The following is a 16,515-nucleotide window of genomic DNA, read 5'->3' on the forward strand; positions in this document are numbered from 1 at the left end:
CCCGATGTTACTAACCAGTAGCCCACTTGACCAGGCCCCTCTCCCCCACGGATCACGTCCCCCCTAGGCTGACCTCCCATGTGGCCAGGACAGCAGCCGCCCGGGGGCGAGCAGAACCAGCCGGAGCAGCACCCGAACCCGTACCTGCAGCCGGGGTACCAGCAGACGGATCCGCAGGCGGGCCCGGCGCCGTGGAACGCACCGACCATGCCCGGCGGACCGGGACCCACGCCGCCCGGGCCGCCGTCCGGCTCCGGCGGCAGGACGAAGGTGATCGCGCTCTGCCTGGCCGCGGCCGTGGTCGTCGGCTCGGCCGTGACCGGGTACCTGGTCCTCGGCGGCGACAAGGACGACGAGGCGAAGCCGGAGCCGACGGAAGGCGCGGCCACGCCGTCGGCCGGCGCTTCCGGTTCCGACAGCAATCCGCGTGACGACGGCGGCGAGCCGAAGCCGACCATCAAGGGCTGGCAGGTGATCACGAACCCGGCGCGGGGCATCGCCTTCGAGGTACCGCGCGCATGGGCGCCGCAGACCAAGACCTGGGTCCACTACGTCTCCGATGACAAGGACCCCGAGGACAAGCCGCTCGTCACCATGGGCGCGCCCGCGCTCCTCAAGGAGGAGTGGTGTGGCTCCGACGAGGACAAGAACGGCAAGAAGGAGTACTCCGCGCTCGCCGCCGCGGGCTCACGCGGCAACAGAGGCGCCAAGAACACCGACGGCATCGCCCGCAGGGACGCCCGCGACTGGGTCTACGGCGGATACACGCAGCCGTCCACGAAGGAGATCACCGTCGGTGAGCCCGCCCCGTACACCACCGCGTCGGGTCTGAAGGGCAGCCTGGTGACGGCTTCCTCCGAAGGCGTCGAGAAGGAGAGCACGTGCGACTCCGACGGCAAGGCCACCGTGTTCGCCTTCAAGAACGCCGAGGGCGAGTTCGCCTCCTGGTCCTTCGCCGGGGCCAAGGGCGTGCCGGACGAGGTCCCGGACACCACCGTCAAGAAGATCCTCTCGACGGTACGCCTGTACGAGGCACCGGAGGACTGAGGCTCCGTCAAGTGAGCCCGCCGGGCCCACCGTCGCACGCCGGGGCGGCTGCGACCCCGCCGAGCCGCCCCCGTATCGTTTCCGGCCATGTGGCCAGGACAGCAGCCGCCCGGGGGCGGGCACAACCAGCAGAATCCGCAGGACCAGAACGCGAACCCGTACCAGCAGCCGGGGTACCAGCAGCCCAATCCGTATCAGCAGCCCGGGTATCAGGCGCCCAACCCCTATCAGCAGCCCGGGGCCGGGCCGCAGGGGCAGTGGGGTGCGCCGACCGTGCCCGTGGCGTCGGGTGGCCGTGGGGGCGGGGGCGGGGGCAACCGGGTCAAGGTGCTGTCCATCGTGGCGGCGCTCGCGGTGGTCGTGGCCGCCGGTGTGACCGGGTTCCTGGTGCTCGGCGGCGACGGGGACGGCGAGGACCGCGCGGGCGGCTCCCCGTCGAAGGGCGCCTCGCAGGCGCCGGCCACCGCGGACGACGGTGACGACGGCGGGCGCGACGCCGACAACGGGCTCAAGCCGACCATCAAGGGCTGGCACGTCGTGGTGAACCCCCGGTGGGGCACCGCCTTCGACGTGCCGCCGGAGTGGGAGGTGCAGAACCCCGACACGGCGCTCACGTACTCGGACGACAAGACCGGCGAGCCGCTCATGACCATGTCGGGCCCCGCGTACCTCAAGCCCAAGTGGTGCACCGCCGACGACGACAAGGACGGCAGGAACGAGGACCACGAGCTGGCGGCCGTGGGCACCAAGGGCGCCAAGGGTGCGAAGAACACCGACGAGATCGCGCTCATCCAGTCCGAGTCATGGGTCTACGCGGCGTACACCCAGCCCGACAAGAAGAGCTACACGGTCGACGAGAAGGCGCAGCCCTTCACCACGAAGTCGGGCATCAAGGGCAGCTATGCCTGGGCCCGCTCCAAGGGCACCCCGATGTCCGGCAAGTGCGCCACGGACGGCAAGGCGATCACCTTCGGCTTCAAGAACTCGGAGGGGACGTACGTCTCGTGGAGCCTGTACGGCTCCAGCGGCGTCAAGGACGAGGTCTCCGAGGACACGGTCATGAAGATCCTCAGCACGGTGCGGACCCACGGCGAGCCGACGAAATCCTGACAACTCGTCCCGGGCCACGGGCCTCCCCGCCGTCCACCGCGAGGGCCCGTGGCACCCGGCGCCCCGGCACCTCTATGGTTACTGGCCATGTGGCCAGAAAAGCAGCCGCCCGGGGGCGAGCAGAACCCGCAGGACCAGAATCCGAACCCGTATCAGCAGCCGGGTTACCAGCAGCCCAACCCGTACCAGCAGCCCGGGTACCAGCAGTCGGGGTACCAGCAGCCCGCCGGCGGGTACCCGCAGCAGCCGGCCCCGGGCGGCTACCAGCAGCCGCAGCCGGGCGGCTACTCGCAGCCCGAGCAGCCGCAGTGGTCCGCTCCGACGCAGCCCCCGATGCCGCAGCAGCCGGGCGGCGGCCAGGGCGGTGGCGGCGGCAACAAGACGAAGATCACCGCCATCATCGCCTCGCTGGCCGTGGTGGTGGCGGCCGGCGTCACCGGCTTCCTCGTCCTCGGCGATGACGGGGACAAGGAAGACGACGCCTCGCCCGCGAAGCCCTCGAAGTCCGCGACGAAGAAGCCGAGCCCGACGGCCACCGACGACGGCAACGAGCGCGGCGAGGGCGGCGAGGACAAGCCGACGATCGACGGCTGGCAGGTCGTCGTGAACCCCAAGTGGGGCACCGCCTTCGACGTGCCCGCCGACTGGAAGGTCGAGACGCCGGACACCTTCGTCGGCTTCGACGACCGCAAGGACAACGGCGCGAAGACGATCATCGGCATGTCGGCGCCCGCGGTCTACAAGGAGAAGTGGTGCACGGCGGACGGCGACAAGGACGGCGAGCCCGACGACACCTCGCTGGCCACGGTCGGCACCAAGGGCCAGAACGGCGCCAAGAGCACCGAGGACATCGCGCGCAACGACTCCGCGTGGTGGGTCTACGGCGGCTTCACCGAGCAGACCAAGGCCGACAAGAAGAAGATCAAGATCAGCAAGATCGAGGACTACACCACCGACTCCGGCATCAAGGGCAGCCTCGCCACGTCCACGACGACCGGCACGGCCACCTCCGCCAAGTGCGACTCGGACGGCAAGGCGACCACGTTCGGCTTCAAGAACGAGGCCGGGGAGTACGTGGCCTGGACCCTCTACGGCGCCAAGGGCGTCAAGGACGAGATCTCCGACGACACGGTGAAGAAGATCCTCTCCACCGTGCGCTGGAGCAAGGCGGCGTCCGAGGGTTCGTGAGGGGCGGCAGCAGCCCCGGCCACACCGGCCGCACCGGTCACGGGAAACAAACGGTTTGGCAAGTCGGACCGGTGACCGGGATAGTCCCGGAGTGACGATTCGCCTCCCCCTGCCGCGCCGCCGACGCCCCTCTTGGGCGGGCCGCAACTACACTCTGCTGACCGCCGCCGCGATCGTGACGAACCTCGGGAGCCACGGGGCGTTGATCGCGGCGGCGTTCGCGGTCCTCGACGCCGGGGGCGACGGTGGGGACGTCGGTCTGGTGGCCGCCGCGCGGACACTGCCGCTCGTCCTGTTCCTGCTCATCGGCGGCGCGGTCGCCGACCGGCTGCCGAGGCACCACGTCATGGTCGCCGCCAACGCCCTGAACTGCGCCTCGCAGGCCGCCTTCGCCGCACTCGTCATCGCGGGCGAACCGCAGCTGTGGCAGATGATGCTCCTGTGCGGCCTCGGCGGCGTCGGCCAGGCCTTCTTCGGGCCCGCGGCCGAGGGCATGCTGATGTCCTCGGTCAGCGGGGAGCAGGTCAGCAGGGCGTTCGCGCTGTACCGCATGGCGATGCAGGGCGCGGGCCTCGGCGGAGCCGCGCTCGGCGGTCTGATGGTCTCGGCGCTCGGCCCCGGCTGGGTGCTCGCGGTGGACGCGGCGGCGTTCGCCCTCGCGGGCGCCCTGCGGATGTTCCTCGACGTCAGCCACATACCCCCGCGCGCCCCCGGCGGCGGACTCCTCGCGGATCTGCGCGACGGCTGGCGGGAGTTCACCGGCCGGCCCTGGCTCTGGTCGATCGTCGCGCAGTTCTCCGTGGTCGTGGCGGTGGTGGGCGCCGCCGAGTCGGTGTTCGGGCCGCTGGTGGCCCGGGACGATCTCGGCGGGGCGGGACCGTGGGGCCTGGCGCTCGGCGCGTTCGGTGCGGGCACCGTCGGCGGCGCCTTCCTGATGATGCGGTGGAAACCCCGCAGGCTGCTGTTCGCGGGCACCCTCTGCGTCTTCCCGCTGGCCGCGCCGTCGGCGGCGCTCGCGGTACCGCTGCCAGTGGCCGGGCTCGCCGCGGTGATGTTCGTCAGCGGCGTGGCGATCGAGGTCTTCGGCGTCTCGTGGATGACCGCCATGCACCAGGAGATCCCGGAGGAGAAGCTGTCGCGCGTCGCCGCCTACGACTGGTTCGGCTCGATCGCGATGGTGCCCCTCGCCACGGCTCTCGCGGGCCCCGCGGAGTCCGCGTTCGGGCGCGGCCCCTCGCTGTGGGGCTGCGCGCTGCTCGTGGTCCTGGTGACGGCGGCCGTCCTGCTGGTGCCCGACGTACGTCATCTTACGCGCCGGACCGCGGAGGTGACGGGCGCCCCCGTGCCGAGCCCCGTTTCTGGTTCCGGTTCCGGTTCCGCGACGGTCGACACGGCCCTGGCCGAGAGGACCGCGGCCGACGGGGCCTTGGCCGACAAGATCGGGGCCGCCAGGGCCTTGGCCGACAGAACCCTGGCCGACAGGACCTCAGCCGATGACGAACGCTCCATCGGGCGGCTCGGGTGAGGGCACGGCGTCCTCGTCGCGCACCGCTTCCGCCCCGCCGATGAGCCGCCGCAGCGCGTCCCCGTGCTCGACCCGTGCAGGAAAGGCGTCGGAGGCCGCGCGCCGGGCGAGGGCGGCGATGTCGAGCGGGCGGTGCGAGGCGACGAGCACCGCGTTGCCGAAGCGGCGACCGCGCAGCACGGACGGCTCGGCGATCAGCGCCAGTTCCCCGAAGACCGCCGCGAAGGTGGCGAGCTGGGAGCGGAGGAAGGCGAAGGGCGCGCCGTCGGCCAGGTTCGCGGCGTAGACGCCGCCGGGCCGCAGCACACGGCCGGCGGTGCGGGCGTACGCGACGGTCGTGAGGTGCGCGGGGACCCGTGAGCCGCCGAAGACGTCCGCCACCAAGACGTCGGCGCTGTCGTCCGGCGCCGCCTCAAGCCACTGCCTGGCGTCGGCCGCGTGGACGGAGATCCCGTCGCCGCCGGCCCACGGCACCTGCTCGGCGACCAGTTCGAGCAGCCCCCGGTCGGCCTCGACCACGTCCTGCCGGGACCCCGGCCGGGTGGCGGCGACGTAGCGGGGCAGCGTCAGGGCGCCGCCGCCGAGATGGACGGCGTCGAGCGGTCGCCCCGGCCCGGCCGCGGTGTCCAGGACGTGCGCGAGACGCCGCGCGTACTCGAACTCCAGGTACGTGGGCTCGTCCAGGTCCACGTACGACTGGGGGGCGCCGTCGACGGTGAGCAGCCAGGCCCGCGGGCGGTCGACGTCGGGCATCAGCTTGGCGAAGCCGTGGTCGACGGCGCGAGCCACGGGGATGGCCTCGTCGTCCGCCACGACTTCGTCCCCGCCTGTCCACCCGCCCCCGTCTGTCCCTTCGCCCCGGTCTGTCCCTCCGCCCCCTCCGGTCCCTCGGATCTCTCCGGCCCCCTCGCCGTATTCGCCGCCCTCGATGCCGTCGCCGCCCTTGTCGCCGTCGTCATCCCGGCGCTCGTCGCCCCCGCACTCGTCGTCCACGCGCCCATTGTGCCCGTCCGCCCCGGGGGCCCGATGCCCCCGGGGCGGACGTCCGTTCGTACGGACTCGGCAGGTCACCCGCCCGTCAGGCGACCTCCGTCACGGTGCCCGCGCCGACCGTGCGGCCGCCCTCGCGGATCGCGAAGCCGAGGCCGACCTCCAGCGGCATGTCACGGCCCAGCTCCACCGCCATCGTGACCGTGTCGCCGGGGCGGGCCACGGCCGCCTCGCCGAGGTCGACGTCGCCGACGACGTCCGCGGTGCGGATGTAGAACTGCGGCCGGTACCCCGTGGCGATCGGCGTCGTACGGCCGCCCTCGCGGGCCGACAGGACGTACACCTGCGCGGTGAAGCGCCGCCTCGGGGTGACGCTGCCGGGCGCCGCGACGACGTGGCCGCGGCGGACCGCGTCGCGTGGCAGGCCGCGCAGGAGCAGCGCCACGTTGTCGCCGGCCTGCGCCTCCTCCATGGGCTTGCCGAAGGTCTCCAGGCCGGTGACCACCGTCTCGGTGTCCGCGCCGAGCACTTCCACGCGGTCGCCGAGGCGGACGGCGCCGCGCTCGACGGCGCCGGTGACGACGGTGCCGCGGCCGGTGATGGTCAGCACGTTCTCGACGGACAGCAGGAACGGCGCGTCGAGGTAGCGCTCGGGCATCGGCACGTACGTGTCCACGGCGTCGAGCAGCGCCTCGATCGCGGCGGTCCACCGCGGGTCGCCCTCCAGGGCCTTGAGCCCCGAGACCCGCACCACGGGCACGGACTCACCTCCGTACCCGTGCGTGGAGAGCAGGTCGCGGACCTCCAGCTCCACGAGGTCGGTCAGCTCCTCGTCACCCGCGTCGGCCTTGTTGAGGGCGACGACGATGTGGTCGACGCCGACCTGGCGGGCGAGCAGCACGTGCTCGGCGGTCTGCGGCATGATCCCGTCGAGCGCCGAGACGACGAGGATCGCCCCGTCGAGCTGGGCGGCGCCGGTGACCATGTTCTTGACGTAGTCGGCGTGGCCCGGCATGTCCACGTGCGCGTAGTGGCGGGTGTCCGTCTCGTACTCGACGTGCGCGATGTTGATGGTGATGCCGCGCTGCGCCTCCTCCGGCGCGCGGTCGATGCGGTTGAAGGGCACGAACGTGCCGGTGCCGCGCTCGCTGAGGACCTTGGTGATGGCGGCGGTCAGGGTGGTCTTGCCGTGGTCGACGTGCCCCATGGTGCCGATGTTGAGGTGCGGCTTGGTGCGGACGTAGGCCGTCTTGGACATGGCGGTTCCTTCTCCGGAACTCGAAGCAGTGGTCCCGGACCGGCGGCGGTGCGCACGGTCGGGACGGGGACCCCGGGGCCTGACCGACCCTCCCCCTGCGGGGTCCGCCGGAATGTCCGGGGAGGGTCAGCCTCGGGCGCCGTGGAAGGCGTCGGGAGTCGGGACGGCAGCCTTCGCAGCGCCCGCGACTGCGGGCGTGGCTGCGAGGAAGGCGTACCGGAACATGGGTCCGATCCTCACCGAAGAGGACGCCCACGTCGAATGGTTTTCCACCGCCGGACGGCCGTGAAGACCGCCGGAGGGTCATGAGGGCCACCAGAGGGCCACGAAGGCCACCGGACGGCCGTATGGGCCGCCGGACGGTCATGGAGATCCTTCGGTCTTCGTTCGTTTCTCCCGGCGGTCTCAGAGATTCTTCGTCGCCTCCCGTGCCGAGAGCGGCGCCAGCCTGCCCCGCTCCCGTGCGACGAAGGCGCGTACGGCGTCCGGGTCCGTCTTGGCGTACTCCCGCAGGCACCAGCCGACGGCCTTGCGGATGAAGAAGTCGGGGTGTCCCGACTGGCGCAGGCAGTAGGCGAAGAGGCGCTCCGCGTCCGTGGACTCCTTGCGGCGGAGCTGGTGCAGGAGGGCGGTGCGGACCACCCAGAGGTCGTCGTCCTCGATCCACGCGTCCATGGCGGTCCGCAGCCGCGGATCGGCGGCGACGAGCCCGCCGACGACGTGGGCGGCGAGCGCGTCGACGGTGTCCCACCAGGGGTTCGTCGTCACGAGATGGCGTACGACGGGCAGGAAGCCGGACGAACAGCGGCGGATGTGGCGGCGCAGGTAGTCGGCGGCGAAGTAGGCGTACTCGCGTTCGGGCAGCGCCCAGCAGCGCAGCGCGATGGCCGCGCAGTCGTCCTCGTCGGGGCGTGGCGTCCCCGCGAGGACGGTCTTGGCCAGCTCACGGCGGATCGGTGAGGTCAGACCGAGGAAGGGGGCGACGTCCTTCATGTACGCGCGCATGTGCGCGGCACGCGGTGGATCGGCCGCCGCGGAGAAGGTGGTGACGAGCCGTCCGAGCACGGTGTCGGCCAGGTCACTTCGCGGCACTGTGACGCTCATGAGACGCACCATACGGCGATCAGACACATGAGCCGGTTAGTCTGCCCGGATGCCCGAGACCGCAACCGCCCGCCCGCAGGCCTTCGCCGTGCGCTGCACCAAAGTGCTGTTTTCGCCGTGGTCGCGGCTGTCGCTGCTCGTCCTGCTGCTGGCGGCGGCGGGGACGTGCGTGCTGGTCTTCGAGCCGCAGCGGCTGCTCTCCGGCGGCTGGATCGCCCAGCTCGGCGGCGCCACGGCGGTGGCGCTGTTCGCCGTGGCCTACGGGGCGTGCACCTCCGCGTTCGTGCCGCGCCCGCTGCTCAATCTGGCGGCGGGCGCGCTCTTCGGCACGCAGGCGGGTCTCGTCGCGGCGATCGGCGGCACGGTGTTCGGGGCGGGCATCGCCTTCGGGCTCGGGCGGATGCTGGGGCAGGACGCGCTCCGGCCGCTGCTGCGGGGCAAGTGGCTGCGGGCCGCGGACGGCCAGCTCAGCCGGCACGGCTTCCGATCGATGCTGGCGGTGCGGCTCTTCCCCGGGGTGCCGTTCGCCGCGGCCAACTACTGCGCGGCGGTCTCCCGCATGGGCTGGCTGCCGTTCCTGCTCGCCACGGGCCTCGGGTCGATCCCGAACACCGCGGCCTACGTCATCGCGGGCGCCCGCGCCTCCACGCCGACCTCCCCGGCCTTCCTGATCGCCATGGGGTTCATCGCGGTCACGGGGCTCGGCGGGGCGACGGTGGCCTGGTTCAAGCGGCATCACTTGCGCGGGCGCTGAATCATTTCGGGGGCTTCGGAGACGTTCGGGTCTCCGCGGGCCGCGCGGGCCGCCCGGCGGGGCTGAGCCTGTCGGTGGCCCCGGAAGGTCGCCGTGGGAGGCGGGCGCAGGAGGTTGTCGCGGGGCGGGTCCGCAGTGGTGGCCGGCGCCGGCCAGGCGGGCCTCGCACCAGCCCGTAACTTTGTGCCGCTACGCTGCCCCCCGGACGAGGGACGTGATCGGACGGTCACCCCCCGCGTTCCGGCGTTCGCCCATCCCTTGTCCCCCCTTGCCACCCCTGCCTTTGCCAGCCTCGCTCCCCCGCCACGCCTCTCGATGACCGCTCCGACCGCAGCCGCGGTCCGATGATCAGTACTTGGACGGCGCAGTACTCATGTCTTGGCTTGAATCCTTCATCCTCGGGCTCGTCCAGGGACTGACCGAGTTCCTCCCCATCTCGTCCAGCGCGCATCTGCGGCTGACGGCGGCGTTCGCCGGCTGGCACGACCCCGGGGCGGCGTTCACGGCGATCACGCAGATCGGCACCGAGGCCGCCGTGCTCATCTACTTCCGCAAGGACATCTCGCGGATCCTGTCGGCGTGGTTCGGCTCCCTCTTCGGGAAGGTGCCGCGCTCGGACCACGACGCGCAGATGGGCTGGCTGGTCATCGTCGGCTCGATCCCGATCGGGGTGCTCGGCGTGACGTTCAAGGACCAGATCGAGGGCCCGTTCCGCGACCTGCGGCTCATCGCCACGACGCTGATCGTGATGGGCATCGTGCTCGGCATCGCCGACCGCCTGGCGGCCCGCGACGAGACGGGCGGCAGGCACCGCGTGGTGCGGGAGCGCAAGAGCCTGCGGGAACTCGGGGTCAGGGACGGCCTGATCTTCGGCATCTGCCAAGCCATGGCCCTGGTCCCCGGCGTCTCGCGCTCGGGCGCCACGATCAGCGGCGGCCTCCTCATGGGCTACACCCGCGAGGCCGCGGCCCGCTACTCCTTCCTCCTGGCCATTCCCGCGGTCCTCGCCTCCGGCGTCTTCGAACTGAAGGACGCGGGCGAGGGACACGTCTCCTGGGGCCCCACGATCTTCGCGACGATCGTCGCGTTCGTCGTCGGCTACGCGGTCATCGCATGGTTCATGAAGTTCATCACCACGAAGAGCTTCATGCCCTTCGTCTACTACCGCGTCGTACTCGGCCTCGTCCTGATCGTCCTGGTCAGCATGGGCGTCCTGAGCCCGCACGCGGGCGAGTCGGCGGGATGAGTTCCGAGCGGTCCGCGGCCGGGGCCGGGGCCGGGACGGTGCAGGCCGAGCGCAGGGCCGCCGCGTAGCGGAAGAAGGCCTCCGTGCGGGCGCCCGACTCGCGTGACGGGCGGGTGAGGTCCCCGCCGGGGAAGAAGCTGCGGCGCAGGGCCTGGCTCATCTCCAGTTGTACGCCGCTGCCCGACAGCGTCCTGTTGCAGATGTTGGCGGGGTTGGTGCCCGCGATGTCGCCCGTGGCGGCGGTCACGGTGAAGCCGGCGGCCCGCAGTTCGCCGGCCGCGCGGGCGGCCAGTGCGGTGTCCCGGCCGCCGATGGCGGTCGTGGAGAGCAGGCGGTCGTCGTCCTGATAGCCGTGGAAGGACAGGCAGCCGCGGGCCGTCGCCACCAGGGCGAGGGCGCGGGGCTCGTCGTAGTTCGTCGACGTGATGTGCAGGTCGCCGTTGCCGGAGGACTTCATTCCGTCGAGTTCGTAGTACCGCAGCCACGTCCCGGCGACCTCACGGGCCATTTCACCGGACCCCGCCTCGATGCCGCCGCCGTGGATGGCGATGGACGCCAAGGACGCCCCCGCCGGGTCGGTGGACCGGATCCGGTAGTCGACACCGTCGACCTCCGCCGCCGCGAGCTCCGCCCAATCGCCGTACAGATCCGCCACGTGATCTCACGCCCCCTCCGGGCTGTAGTCGGAGGCGCTGTCACCACCGGTCGCCGTCCCTACGTGCCCGGAGTCGGCGGTGCCGTCCGGCGGTGACGTTGCGCGCACAAGTGTCCTATACCGCCATGACGTCAGCAGGACTCCTCGAACTTCACCGCACTGAGCGTCACGGGCCGGCCGTCGAGCTTGGCGCCCGCGGCGGGCTCCTGGCCGCACACCTGCCAGTTCGACTCCATGAGGATGAAACGGTCCTGACCCGAGGCGTCATTGACCGTGATGCTGGTGCCGGAGTCGAGGGCCCCGCGCGCCACCTTGACCGCCTTGCCCGTGAAGTCGGGCATCTTCGCTCCCGCGGCCCGGGGCTCTTCCGCGCCCGCGTCCTGGGCGGGGCAGGTCTCCTCGAGCTTGACCGCGGCGAAGTCGACCTTGGTGTCGGTCGAGTGGTCCCCGGCCTTCGGGGTCTGCGAGCAGACCTTCCAGTTCCGGTCGAAGGCCTGCATACGGTCGCGGCCGAGCGCGTCGTGCGAGGTGAGGCCGTAGAAACCGGCCGCCTGTGCCTGGTCCTGCGCGGACTGCAGCCCCTTGCCGGTCATGTCCGGCAGCGCGGCGGTCTCGGCCTTCTCGTCCCCCGCCTCCTCGTCCCCCGCCTTCTCCTCCGACGCCCCTTCGTCCGCTTCTCCGGTGACGACGGGCTTGTCGGTGGTGGTGCTCGTACCGGTGCTCGATGCCTGGTCCGGGCCGCAGCCGGTGAGTGCGAACAGGCTGGTGCCGACGACGAGCGCGGCGGCGATGGAGCGGGCGTGCATGATCCCCCTGGGATGGCGCAGGTGCTGAAGGGATCATCATGCGCCACGTGGGGGACGGTGAAGACGCAGTGACGTTTTGGGGGACCTCGATCCTCTGTTCGCCCCCTGTCCGCCCTCCACTCACCCCTGGTTCGTCCTCTGCCACCTCGCGTTCGCCCGTCCTGCGCGGAGCGCATACAGGCACACGTGGGCGTCACCCCGGCGACGAACGCCACCCCGGCACGGGCGCCACCTTCCCGCCGGACGGTGGCACCCTGCCGGACCACGGCGGACCACGCCGGCCTGGTGGCCGGGCCTAGGACTGGGGGCGGCTTCCGTGGTTGGCCGCGTGCTTGCGGCGGGCCTTCTTCTTACGGCGTCGCTTCGACGACATCTCGCCACCTCTCTCGGTAGAACTCAGCGCGGGCTCCGTACGCACTCGACAGGGATACGTCACACCCATCGAGCCGCTTTCCACCGTTCCATACCGATATGAGAGCGGCTACCCGAGGCAGATCGGCCTCGATCGATCACTTGGCGGAGGTGTGCGGTAGCTGACAGTTCCGATTGTCGTAGGTATCGCCTAGGCTGGCCGCATGCCCTTAACCCCACCACCCCATGGTTCCGTGCGCTCTTCGGCGGAACTGAACGAGCGCATCCGCAGCCTGTGGCTGCGTGCCGGCGGACGCCTCTCGGCCGAACAGCGCGCCGAGTACGAGCGACTGGTGACGGAGTGGGCGGCAGCGGTCCGCGCGGAGATCGTGAAGGCCGCCTAGCGCCGCCTGGAGCCTGTCGTTCGGATCAGCCCCGGCCGGCCCTCGGCGCCGGACCACCGCCCACCCGGCGGGCGCGGTTCCTGCACGCCCCTTGGCTCGGCACCTCCCGTGCCCAACACTGAGCCGATGACGCAGCGCGTGGAACTGGCCGCCGTGATCGACCGTTTGGCCATCGATGCCCTCATCACCGAGTACGCGGTGACCGTCGACGACGGCGACTGGAGCGCCTACGAGCGGCTCTTCGCCGCGCAGGGCCGTGCCGACTACGGCTCGGCGGGCGGTATCGCGGGAAGCGCCGCCGAGGTCGCGGCCTGGCTGGCCGAGACCATGCGGATGTTCCCGATGCGCCAACATCTCATCGTCAACCGGAAGCTGGAGTTCGGCCTCCTCGACCAGGACGTCGGCGACACCGCGCGTGTGCGGGCCGACTATGTGAACCCCATGCGGTTCCCGGACCGCGACGGCGACGCGCAGTCCACGGCGCCGGACTTCGAGTGCGGCGGTCGGTACTCCTTCGCGCTCCTGCGGACCCCCGCCGGCTGGCGGCTGCGGCAGGTCACGGTGGAGGAGAAGTGGCGCCGGATCAGCGAGCGGGCCCGCGAGGCAGCAGCCACCCGGAAGTGATCCGATCCGGCTCGCGCTGACGCGGCAGGTGGCCGTCCTGACCGGCCGGGCCGGGCCGCCGGTCAGCCCTGCATGGCTGCCCGACATGGCCCGCTCCTCCGTCGGGCCGGCCCCACCGCCGCGGGATGGCCCATCCCGGCCGCCCACCGGGGGGGGTGACCCGCTTTAGCCGCCTACCGGGGAGTGCCCCACTCCGGCCGCCCGCCGGGTAATGCTCACTCCGGCCGCCCACCCGGAAGTGACCCACTCCAGCCGCTCACCGGGGAGTGCCCGACTCCAGCCGCCCGCCCGGAAGTGACCCACCTCAGCCGCCCGCCGGTCAATGCTCACTCCAGCCACCCACCCGGAAGTGACCCACCTCAGCCGCCCACGGGGAAGTGCCCCACTCCGACCGCCCGCCGGAGAGTGTTCGCTCCCCCCACCCGGAAGTGACCCACTCCAGCCACCCACCGGGAAGTGCCCCACCCCAACCGTGCAGGCGATCCGGCCCGCTCCGGCCGTCCACGTGAACCGGCCCGCCTCCGCCTCCGGCAGAACTGACTCACCCCCGCCGGAAACCGGCCGGCCTCCGCCGAGGACCGCCCCGCTCCCCCCGCCCCGTGCCGCCGAGCACGAATACCCCCTGTTCTAGATCGCCGAGGGCGCGCACACTGGGACGCCCGGCGGGGCGGCGGGATCGAGAAAGGCGCTGCATGTATCAGTTCGGCGACCGCGACGGCGACGGCGCGGGAGACGGCTCCGGGGTCAGCACCGGAGACGGCACCGCGGCCACCACCCGAGGCGGCACGGGAGGCGGCACGCAAGGCGGCGACCGGCGGGGTCGGTCCGGGGCTCTCGCCCGGCGGGCCATGGCCTCACGCTGGTCGCGCGGCGGCATCGCCGCCCTGGCCGGCGCGCTCCCCGCCCTCGCCTTCCCCGCGCCGTCGCTGTGGTGGTTCGCGTACGGGGCGCTGGTCCCCTGGATCCTGCTGATCCGCACCGCTCCCACCGCCCGGCGGGCCATGCTCGACGGCTGGCTCGGCGGCCTGGGCTTCATGGTCGCCGTACACCACTGGCTGCTGCCCAGCCTGCATGTCTTCACCGTGGTCATAGCAGCGCTGCTGGGGCTGTTGTGGGCGCCGTGGGGCTGGCTGGTCCGCCGCCTGCTCGGCGGCGCGGCGTCTCCGGGGCGGGCCACGGCGTCCCTGGTGGTCCTGCCCTCGGGCTGGCTGATGGTCGAACTGGCACGGTCGTGGGAGAACCTGGGCGGCCCCTGGGGCCTGCTCGGTTCCAGCCAGTGGCAGGTGGCCCCGGCGCTGCGGCTCGCGTCGGTGGGCGGGGTGTGGCTGGTCAGCGCACTGGTCGTGGTGGTGAACGTGGGCCTCGCGCTGCTGGCGCTGACCCTGGCGGGGCGGCTGGCGGCGGCGCATGGCCCGGCATCCCGCACCGGCGCCTCGGGGCCGGACGGCACGGGACCAGGAGTCACGGGCGCCACCGCCCCGGCCACCGCCCCGGAGGTCCCCACCCCCCGTACCACCGGGCAGTCCCCCACGTCCGGCACCACCGCACAGTCGCCCCACGCCCCCCATACCGCCGCACAGTCCCCCGCGCCTCGCACCACCGCACGCGTCGCCGTCACCGCCGTCCCCGCTTGCGCGGGAATCCTCGCCGTGGCCGCCCTCGCCGCGGCCGCCTCGGCGTGGGCCCCGCGCCCCCAGGCCGCCGGGGAGGTCCGTATCGCCGTCGTGCAGCCCGGTGTCATCGACGGCGTCTCGGGGCCGCAGAAGCGGTTCGACCGGCAGGAGGCGCTGACCCGGGCCCTGGCGGGGCAGGACCCCGACCTGGTGGTGTGGGGCGAGAGCAGCGTCGGGTTCGACCTCGCCGAACGGCCCGACGTGGCGCGTCGCCTCGCCACGCTGTCCCGCGAGGTCGGCGCCGATCTGCTCGTGAACGTCGACGCCCGCCGCTCCGACCGCCCCGGCATCTTCAAGAGCTCCGTCCTGGTGGGCCCGGGAGGCCCGACCGGGGACCGCTACGACAAGATGCGGCTCGTGCCGTTCGGGGAGTACATACCGGCGCGTTCCCTGCTCGGCTGGGCCACCTCCGTCGGCAAGGCCGCCGGCGAGGACCGCAGGCGCGGCGACCGCCAGGTCCTGATGGACGCGGGCCCCGGGCTGCGCGTCGGGCCGCTGGTCTGCTTCGAGTCGGCGTTCCCCGACATGAGCCGCCGGCTGACCCGCGACGGGGCGCAGTTGCTGCTGGCCCAGTCCGCCACCTCGTCGTTCCAGTCCAGCTGGGCGCCCGAGCAGCACGCCTCGCTCGCCGCGGTGCGCGCCGCCGAGACGGGCCGCCCCATGGTGCACGCGACGCTCACCGGCGTCTCCGCGGTCCACGGCCCCGACGGCTCCCGCGCGGGCGCCCCGATCGGCGCCTCGGCGAGCACCGCCAAGGTCTACGACGTGCCACTGGCCACGGGCACGACCGCGTACGTCCGGTGGGGCGACTGGCCCGTGCACGGCGCGCTGGTCGTGGTCACCGTGCTGTGCGCCGCCGAGGGCGTCCGGTCGCTCAGGCGCTCTGCTCCTGAGCCGCACGGACCACGCGCTCGCACAGTTCATGGGTCGCCAGCGCATCCCGGGCGCTGAGGACCTTGCCCGCCCGTACGGCGTCGAGGAAGGCGAGGACGACCTGCTCGATGCCCCGCTGACGGGCCACCGGCACCCAGTCGCCGCGCCGCCGCACGCTGGGCTGGCCCTTGTGGTCGATGACGTCGGCGAGGTTCACGACCTGCCGCTTGGTGTCCTGCCCCGAGACCTCGAGGATCTCCTCGGTGGAACCGCTCAGCCGGTTCATCACGCCGAGCGCGGTGAAACCGTCGCCCGCGAGCTGGAGCACCACATGCTCCATGAGGCCGTCCACGACCCGGGCGCGCACCCCCACGTGGTCGATCTCGCCCGGCGCCAGGAAGCGCAGGGTGTCCACGACGTGGATGAAGTCGTCGAGCACGAGCGTGCGCGGGTCCTCGGGCAGGCCGACGCGGTTCTTCTGCATGAGGATCAGTTCGCGCGGGTGGTCGGCGCACTGGGCGTAACCGGGCGCGTAGCGGCGGTTGAAGCCGACGGCGAGGCTCACGCCGCGGTCCTCGGCCAGCCCCACCAGGCGGGTCGATTCGGCGAGTTCGTACGCTATGGGCTTGTCGACATATGTCGGGACGCCCGCGTCGAGGAGCCGGCCGACGATCTCCGGGTGCACGGTGGTCGGGGCGTGCACGAACGCGGCGTCGAGGCCCTGGTCGAGCAGGGCGTCGAGGTCGGTGTGGCAGCGGGCGTCGGGGATGTGGTGGGCGCCGGCGACCCGGGCGAGCGTCGCCGGCGTGCGCGTCTGCAGGTGCAGCTCGACCCCGGGCTGTGTGGTGAGGACGGGCAGGTACGCCTTCGTCGCGATGTCACCGAGTCCGATGCAGCCGATCTTCAC

General features: G+C 72.5%; 16 protein-coding genes. 9 read left to right on the forward strand and 7 right to left on the reverse strand.

What is annotated here, in order from left to right; genetic code table 11:
* The first annotated feature begins 78 nt into the window (after nt 1-78).
* The 4 genes from DCW30_RS14130 to DCW30_RS14145 all read left to right on the forward strand — a co-directional run bounded on the left by DCW30_RS14130 (nt 79) and on the right by DCW30_RS14145 (nt 4,870).
* Nucleotides 79-1,047 carry a DUF8017 domain-containing protein gene (locus DCW30_RS14130; protein ID WP_076687230.1) on the forward strand — a complete coding sequence of 323 codons (969 nt, stop codon included), beginning with the start codon at nt 79-81 and terminating at the stop codon, nt 1,045-1,047.
* A gap of 87 nt (nt 1,048-1,134) precedes the next feature.
* On the forward strand, nt 1,135-2,157 hold the full coding sequence (locus tag DCW30_RS14135; protein WP_076687229.1) for a DUF8017 domain-containing protein: 1,023 nt from the start codon (nt 1,135-1,137) through the stop codon (nt 2,155-2,157).
* 87 nt (nt 2,158-2,244) lie between these two features.
* On the forward strand, nt 2,245-3,345 hold the full coding sequence (locus DCW30_RS14140) for a DUF8017 domain-containing protein (RefSeq protein WP_076687228.1): 1,101 nt from the start codon (nt 2,245-2,247) through the stop codon (nt 3,343-3,345).
* Nucleotides 3,346-3,436: 91 nt separating this feature from the next.
* Nucleotides 3,437-4,870, forward strand: coding sequence for an MFS transporter (locus DCW30_RS14145; RefSeq protein WP_079250198.1), 1,434 nt, complete (start codon nt 3,437-3,439; stop codon nt 4,868-4,870).
* Here the strand turns inward: DCW30_RS14145 and DCW30_RS14150 are convergent.
* The 3 genes from DCW30_RS14150 to DCW30_RS14160 form a co-directional block, all read right to left on the reverse strand.
* Entirely contained in the window at nt 4,832-5,623 is a 792-nt protein-coding gene (locus DCW30_RS14150) for a spermidine synthase (RefSeq protein ID WP_076689566.1), read from the reverse strand. The genes DCW30_RS14145 and DCW30_RS14150 overlap by 39 nt on opposite strands.
* 325 nt (nt 5,624-5,948) lie before the next feature.
* Complete coding sequence (gene tuf / locus DCW30_RS14155) at nt 5,949-7,118, reverse strand: elongation factor Tu (protein WP_076687227.1); 1,170 nt, start codon at nt 7,116-7,118, stop codon at nt 5,949-5,951.
* 405 nt (nt 7,119-7,523) lie between these two features.
* Nucleotides 7,524-8,222 (reverse strand): DNA alkylation repair protein, encoded by a 699-nt coding sequence (locus DCW30_RS14160; protein WP_076687226.1) that lies wholly within the window; start codon nt 8,220-8,222, stop codon nt 7,524-7,526.
* 49 nt (nt 8,223-8,271) lie between these two features.
* On the opposite strand from DCW30_RS14160, the gene DCW30_RS14165 reads away from it, so the two are divergent.
* The gene (locus DCW30_RS14165; protein WP_076687225.1) at nt 8,272-8,976 is read left to right on the forward strand and encodes a TVP38/TMEM64 family protein; all 705 of its coding nucleotides are present in this window, start codon (nt 8,272-8,274) and stop codon (nt 8,974-8,976) included.
* 373 nt (nt 8,977-9,349) lie between these two features.
* Nucleotides 9,350-10,222, forward strand: a complete 873-nt coding sequence (locus DCW30_RS14170; protein WP_076687224.1) for an undecaprenyl-diphosphate phosphatase — start codon at nt 9,350-9,352, stop codon at nt 10,220-10,222.
* Here DCW30_RS14170 and DCW30_RS14175 read toward each other — a convergent pair.
* The 3 genes from DCW30_RS14175 to DCW30_RS38345 all read right to left on the reverse strand — a co-directional run bounded on the left by DCW30_RS14175 (nt 10,176) and on the right by DCW30_RS38345 (nt 12,125).
* Complete coding sequence (locus DCW30_RS14175; RefSeq protein ID WP_076687223.1) at nt 10,176-10,877, reverse strand: poly-gamma-glutamate hydrolase family protein; 702 nt, start codon at nt 10,875-10,877, stop codon at nt 10,176-10,178. The two genes, DCW30_RS14170 and DCW30_RS14175, sit on opposite strands and share 47 nt — an antisense overlap.
* A 131-nt stretch (nt 10,878-11,008) precedes the next feature.
* Nucleotides 11,009-11,683 carry a PASTA domain-containing protein gene (locus DCW30_RS14180; protein ID WP_076687222.1) on the reverse strand — a complete coding sequence of 225 codons (675 nt, stop codon included), beginning with the start codon at nt 11,681-11,683 and terminating at the stop codon, nt 11,009-11,011.
* A 295-nt stretch (nt 11,684-11,978) separates the two neighbouring features.
* Nucleotides 11,979-12,125, reverse strand: a complete 147-nt coding sequence (locus DCW30_RS38345) for a hypothetical protein (protein ID WP_479683389.1) — start codon at nt 12,123-12,125, stop codon at nt 11,979-11,981.
* A gap of 133 nt (nt 12,126-12,258) precedes the next feature.
* Between DCW30_RS38345 and DCW30_RS14185 the strand changes: the two genes are divergently transcribed.
* The 3 genes from DCW30_RS14185 (at nt 12,259) to lnt (ending at nt 15,686) form a co-directional block, all read left to right on the forward strand.
* Nucleotides 12,259-12,438, forward strand: coding sequence for a hypothetical protein (locus DCW30_RS14185; protein ID WP_076687221.1), 180 nt, complete (start codon nt 12,259-12,261; stop codon nt 12,436-12,438).
* A gap of 126 nt (nt 12,439-12,564) precedes the next feature.
* Entirely contained in the window at nt 12,565-13,062 is a 498-nt protein-coding gene (locus DCW30_RS14190) for a nuclear transport factor 2 family protein (protein ID WP_076687220.1), read from the forward strand.
* A gap of 848 nt (nt 13,063-13,910) precedes the next feature.
* The gene (gene lnt / locus DCW30_RS14195) at nt 13,911-15,686 is read left to right on the forward strand and encodes an apolipoprotein N-acyltransferase (protein ID WP_237283586.1); all 1,776 of its coding nucleotides are present in this window, start codon (nt 13,911-13,913) and stop codon (nt 15,684-15,686) included.
* Here lnt and DCW30_RS14200 read toward each other — a convergent pair.
* Nucleotides 15,610-16,515, reverse strand: a complete 906-nt coding sequence (locus tag DCW30_RS14200; RefSeq protein ID WP_076687219.1) for a Gfo/Idh/MocA family protein — start codon at nt 16,513-16,515, stop codon at nt 15,610-15,612. The two genes, lnt and DCW30_RS14200, sit on opposite strands and share 77 nt — an antisense overlap.

Origin of the sequence: Streptomyces alfalfae (assembly GCF_004127445.1) — a bacterium.
In the GTDB taxonomy this organism is placed as follows: Bacteria; Actinomycetota; Actinomycetes; order Streptomycetales; family Streptomycetaceae; genus Streptomyces; species Streptomyces alfalfae.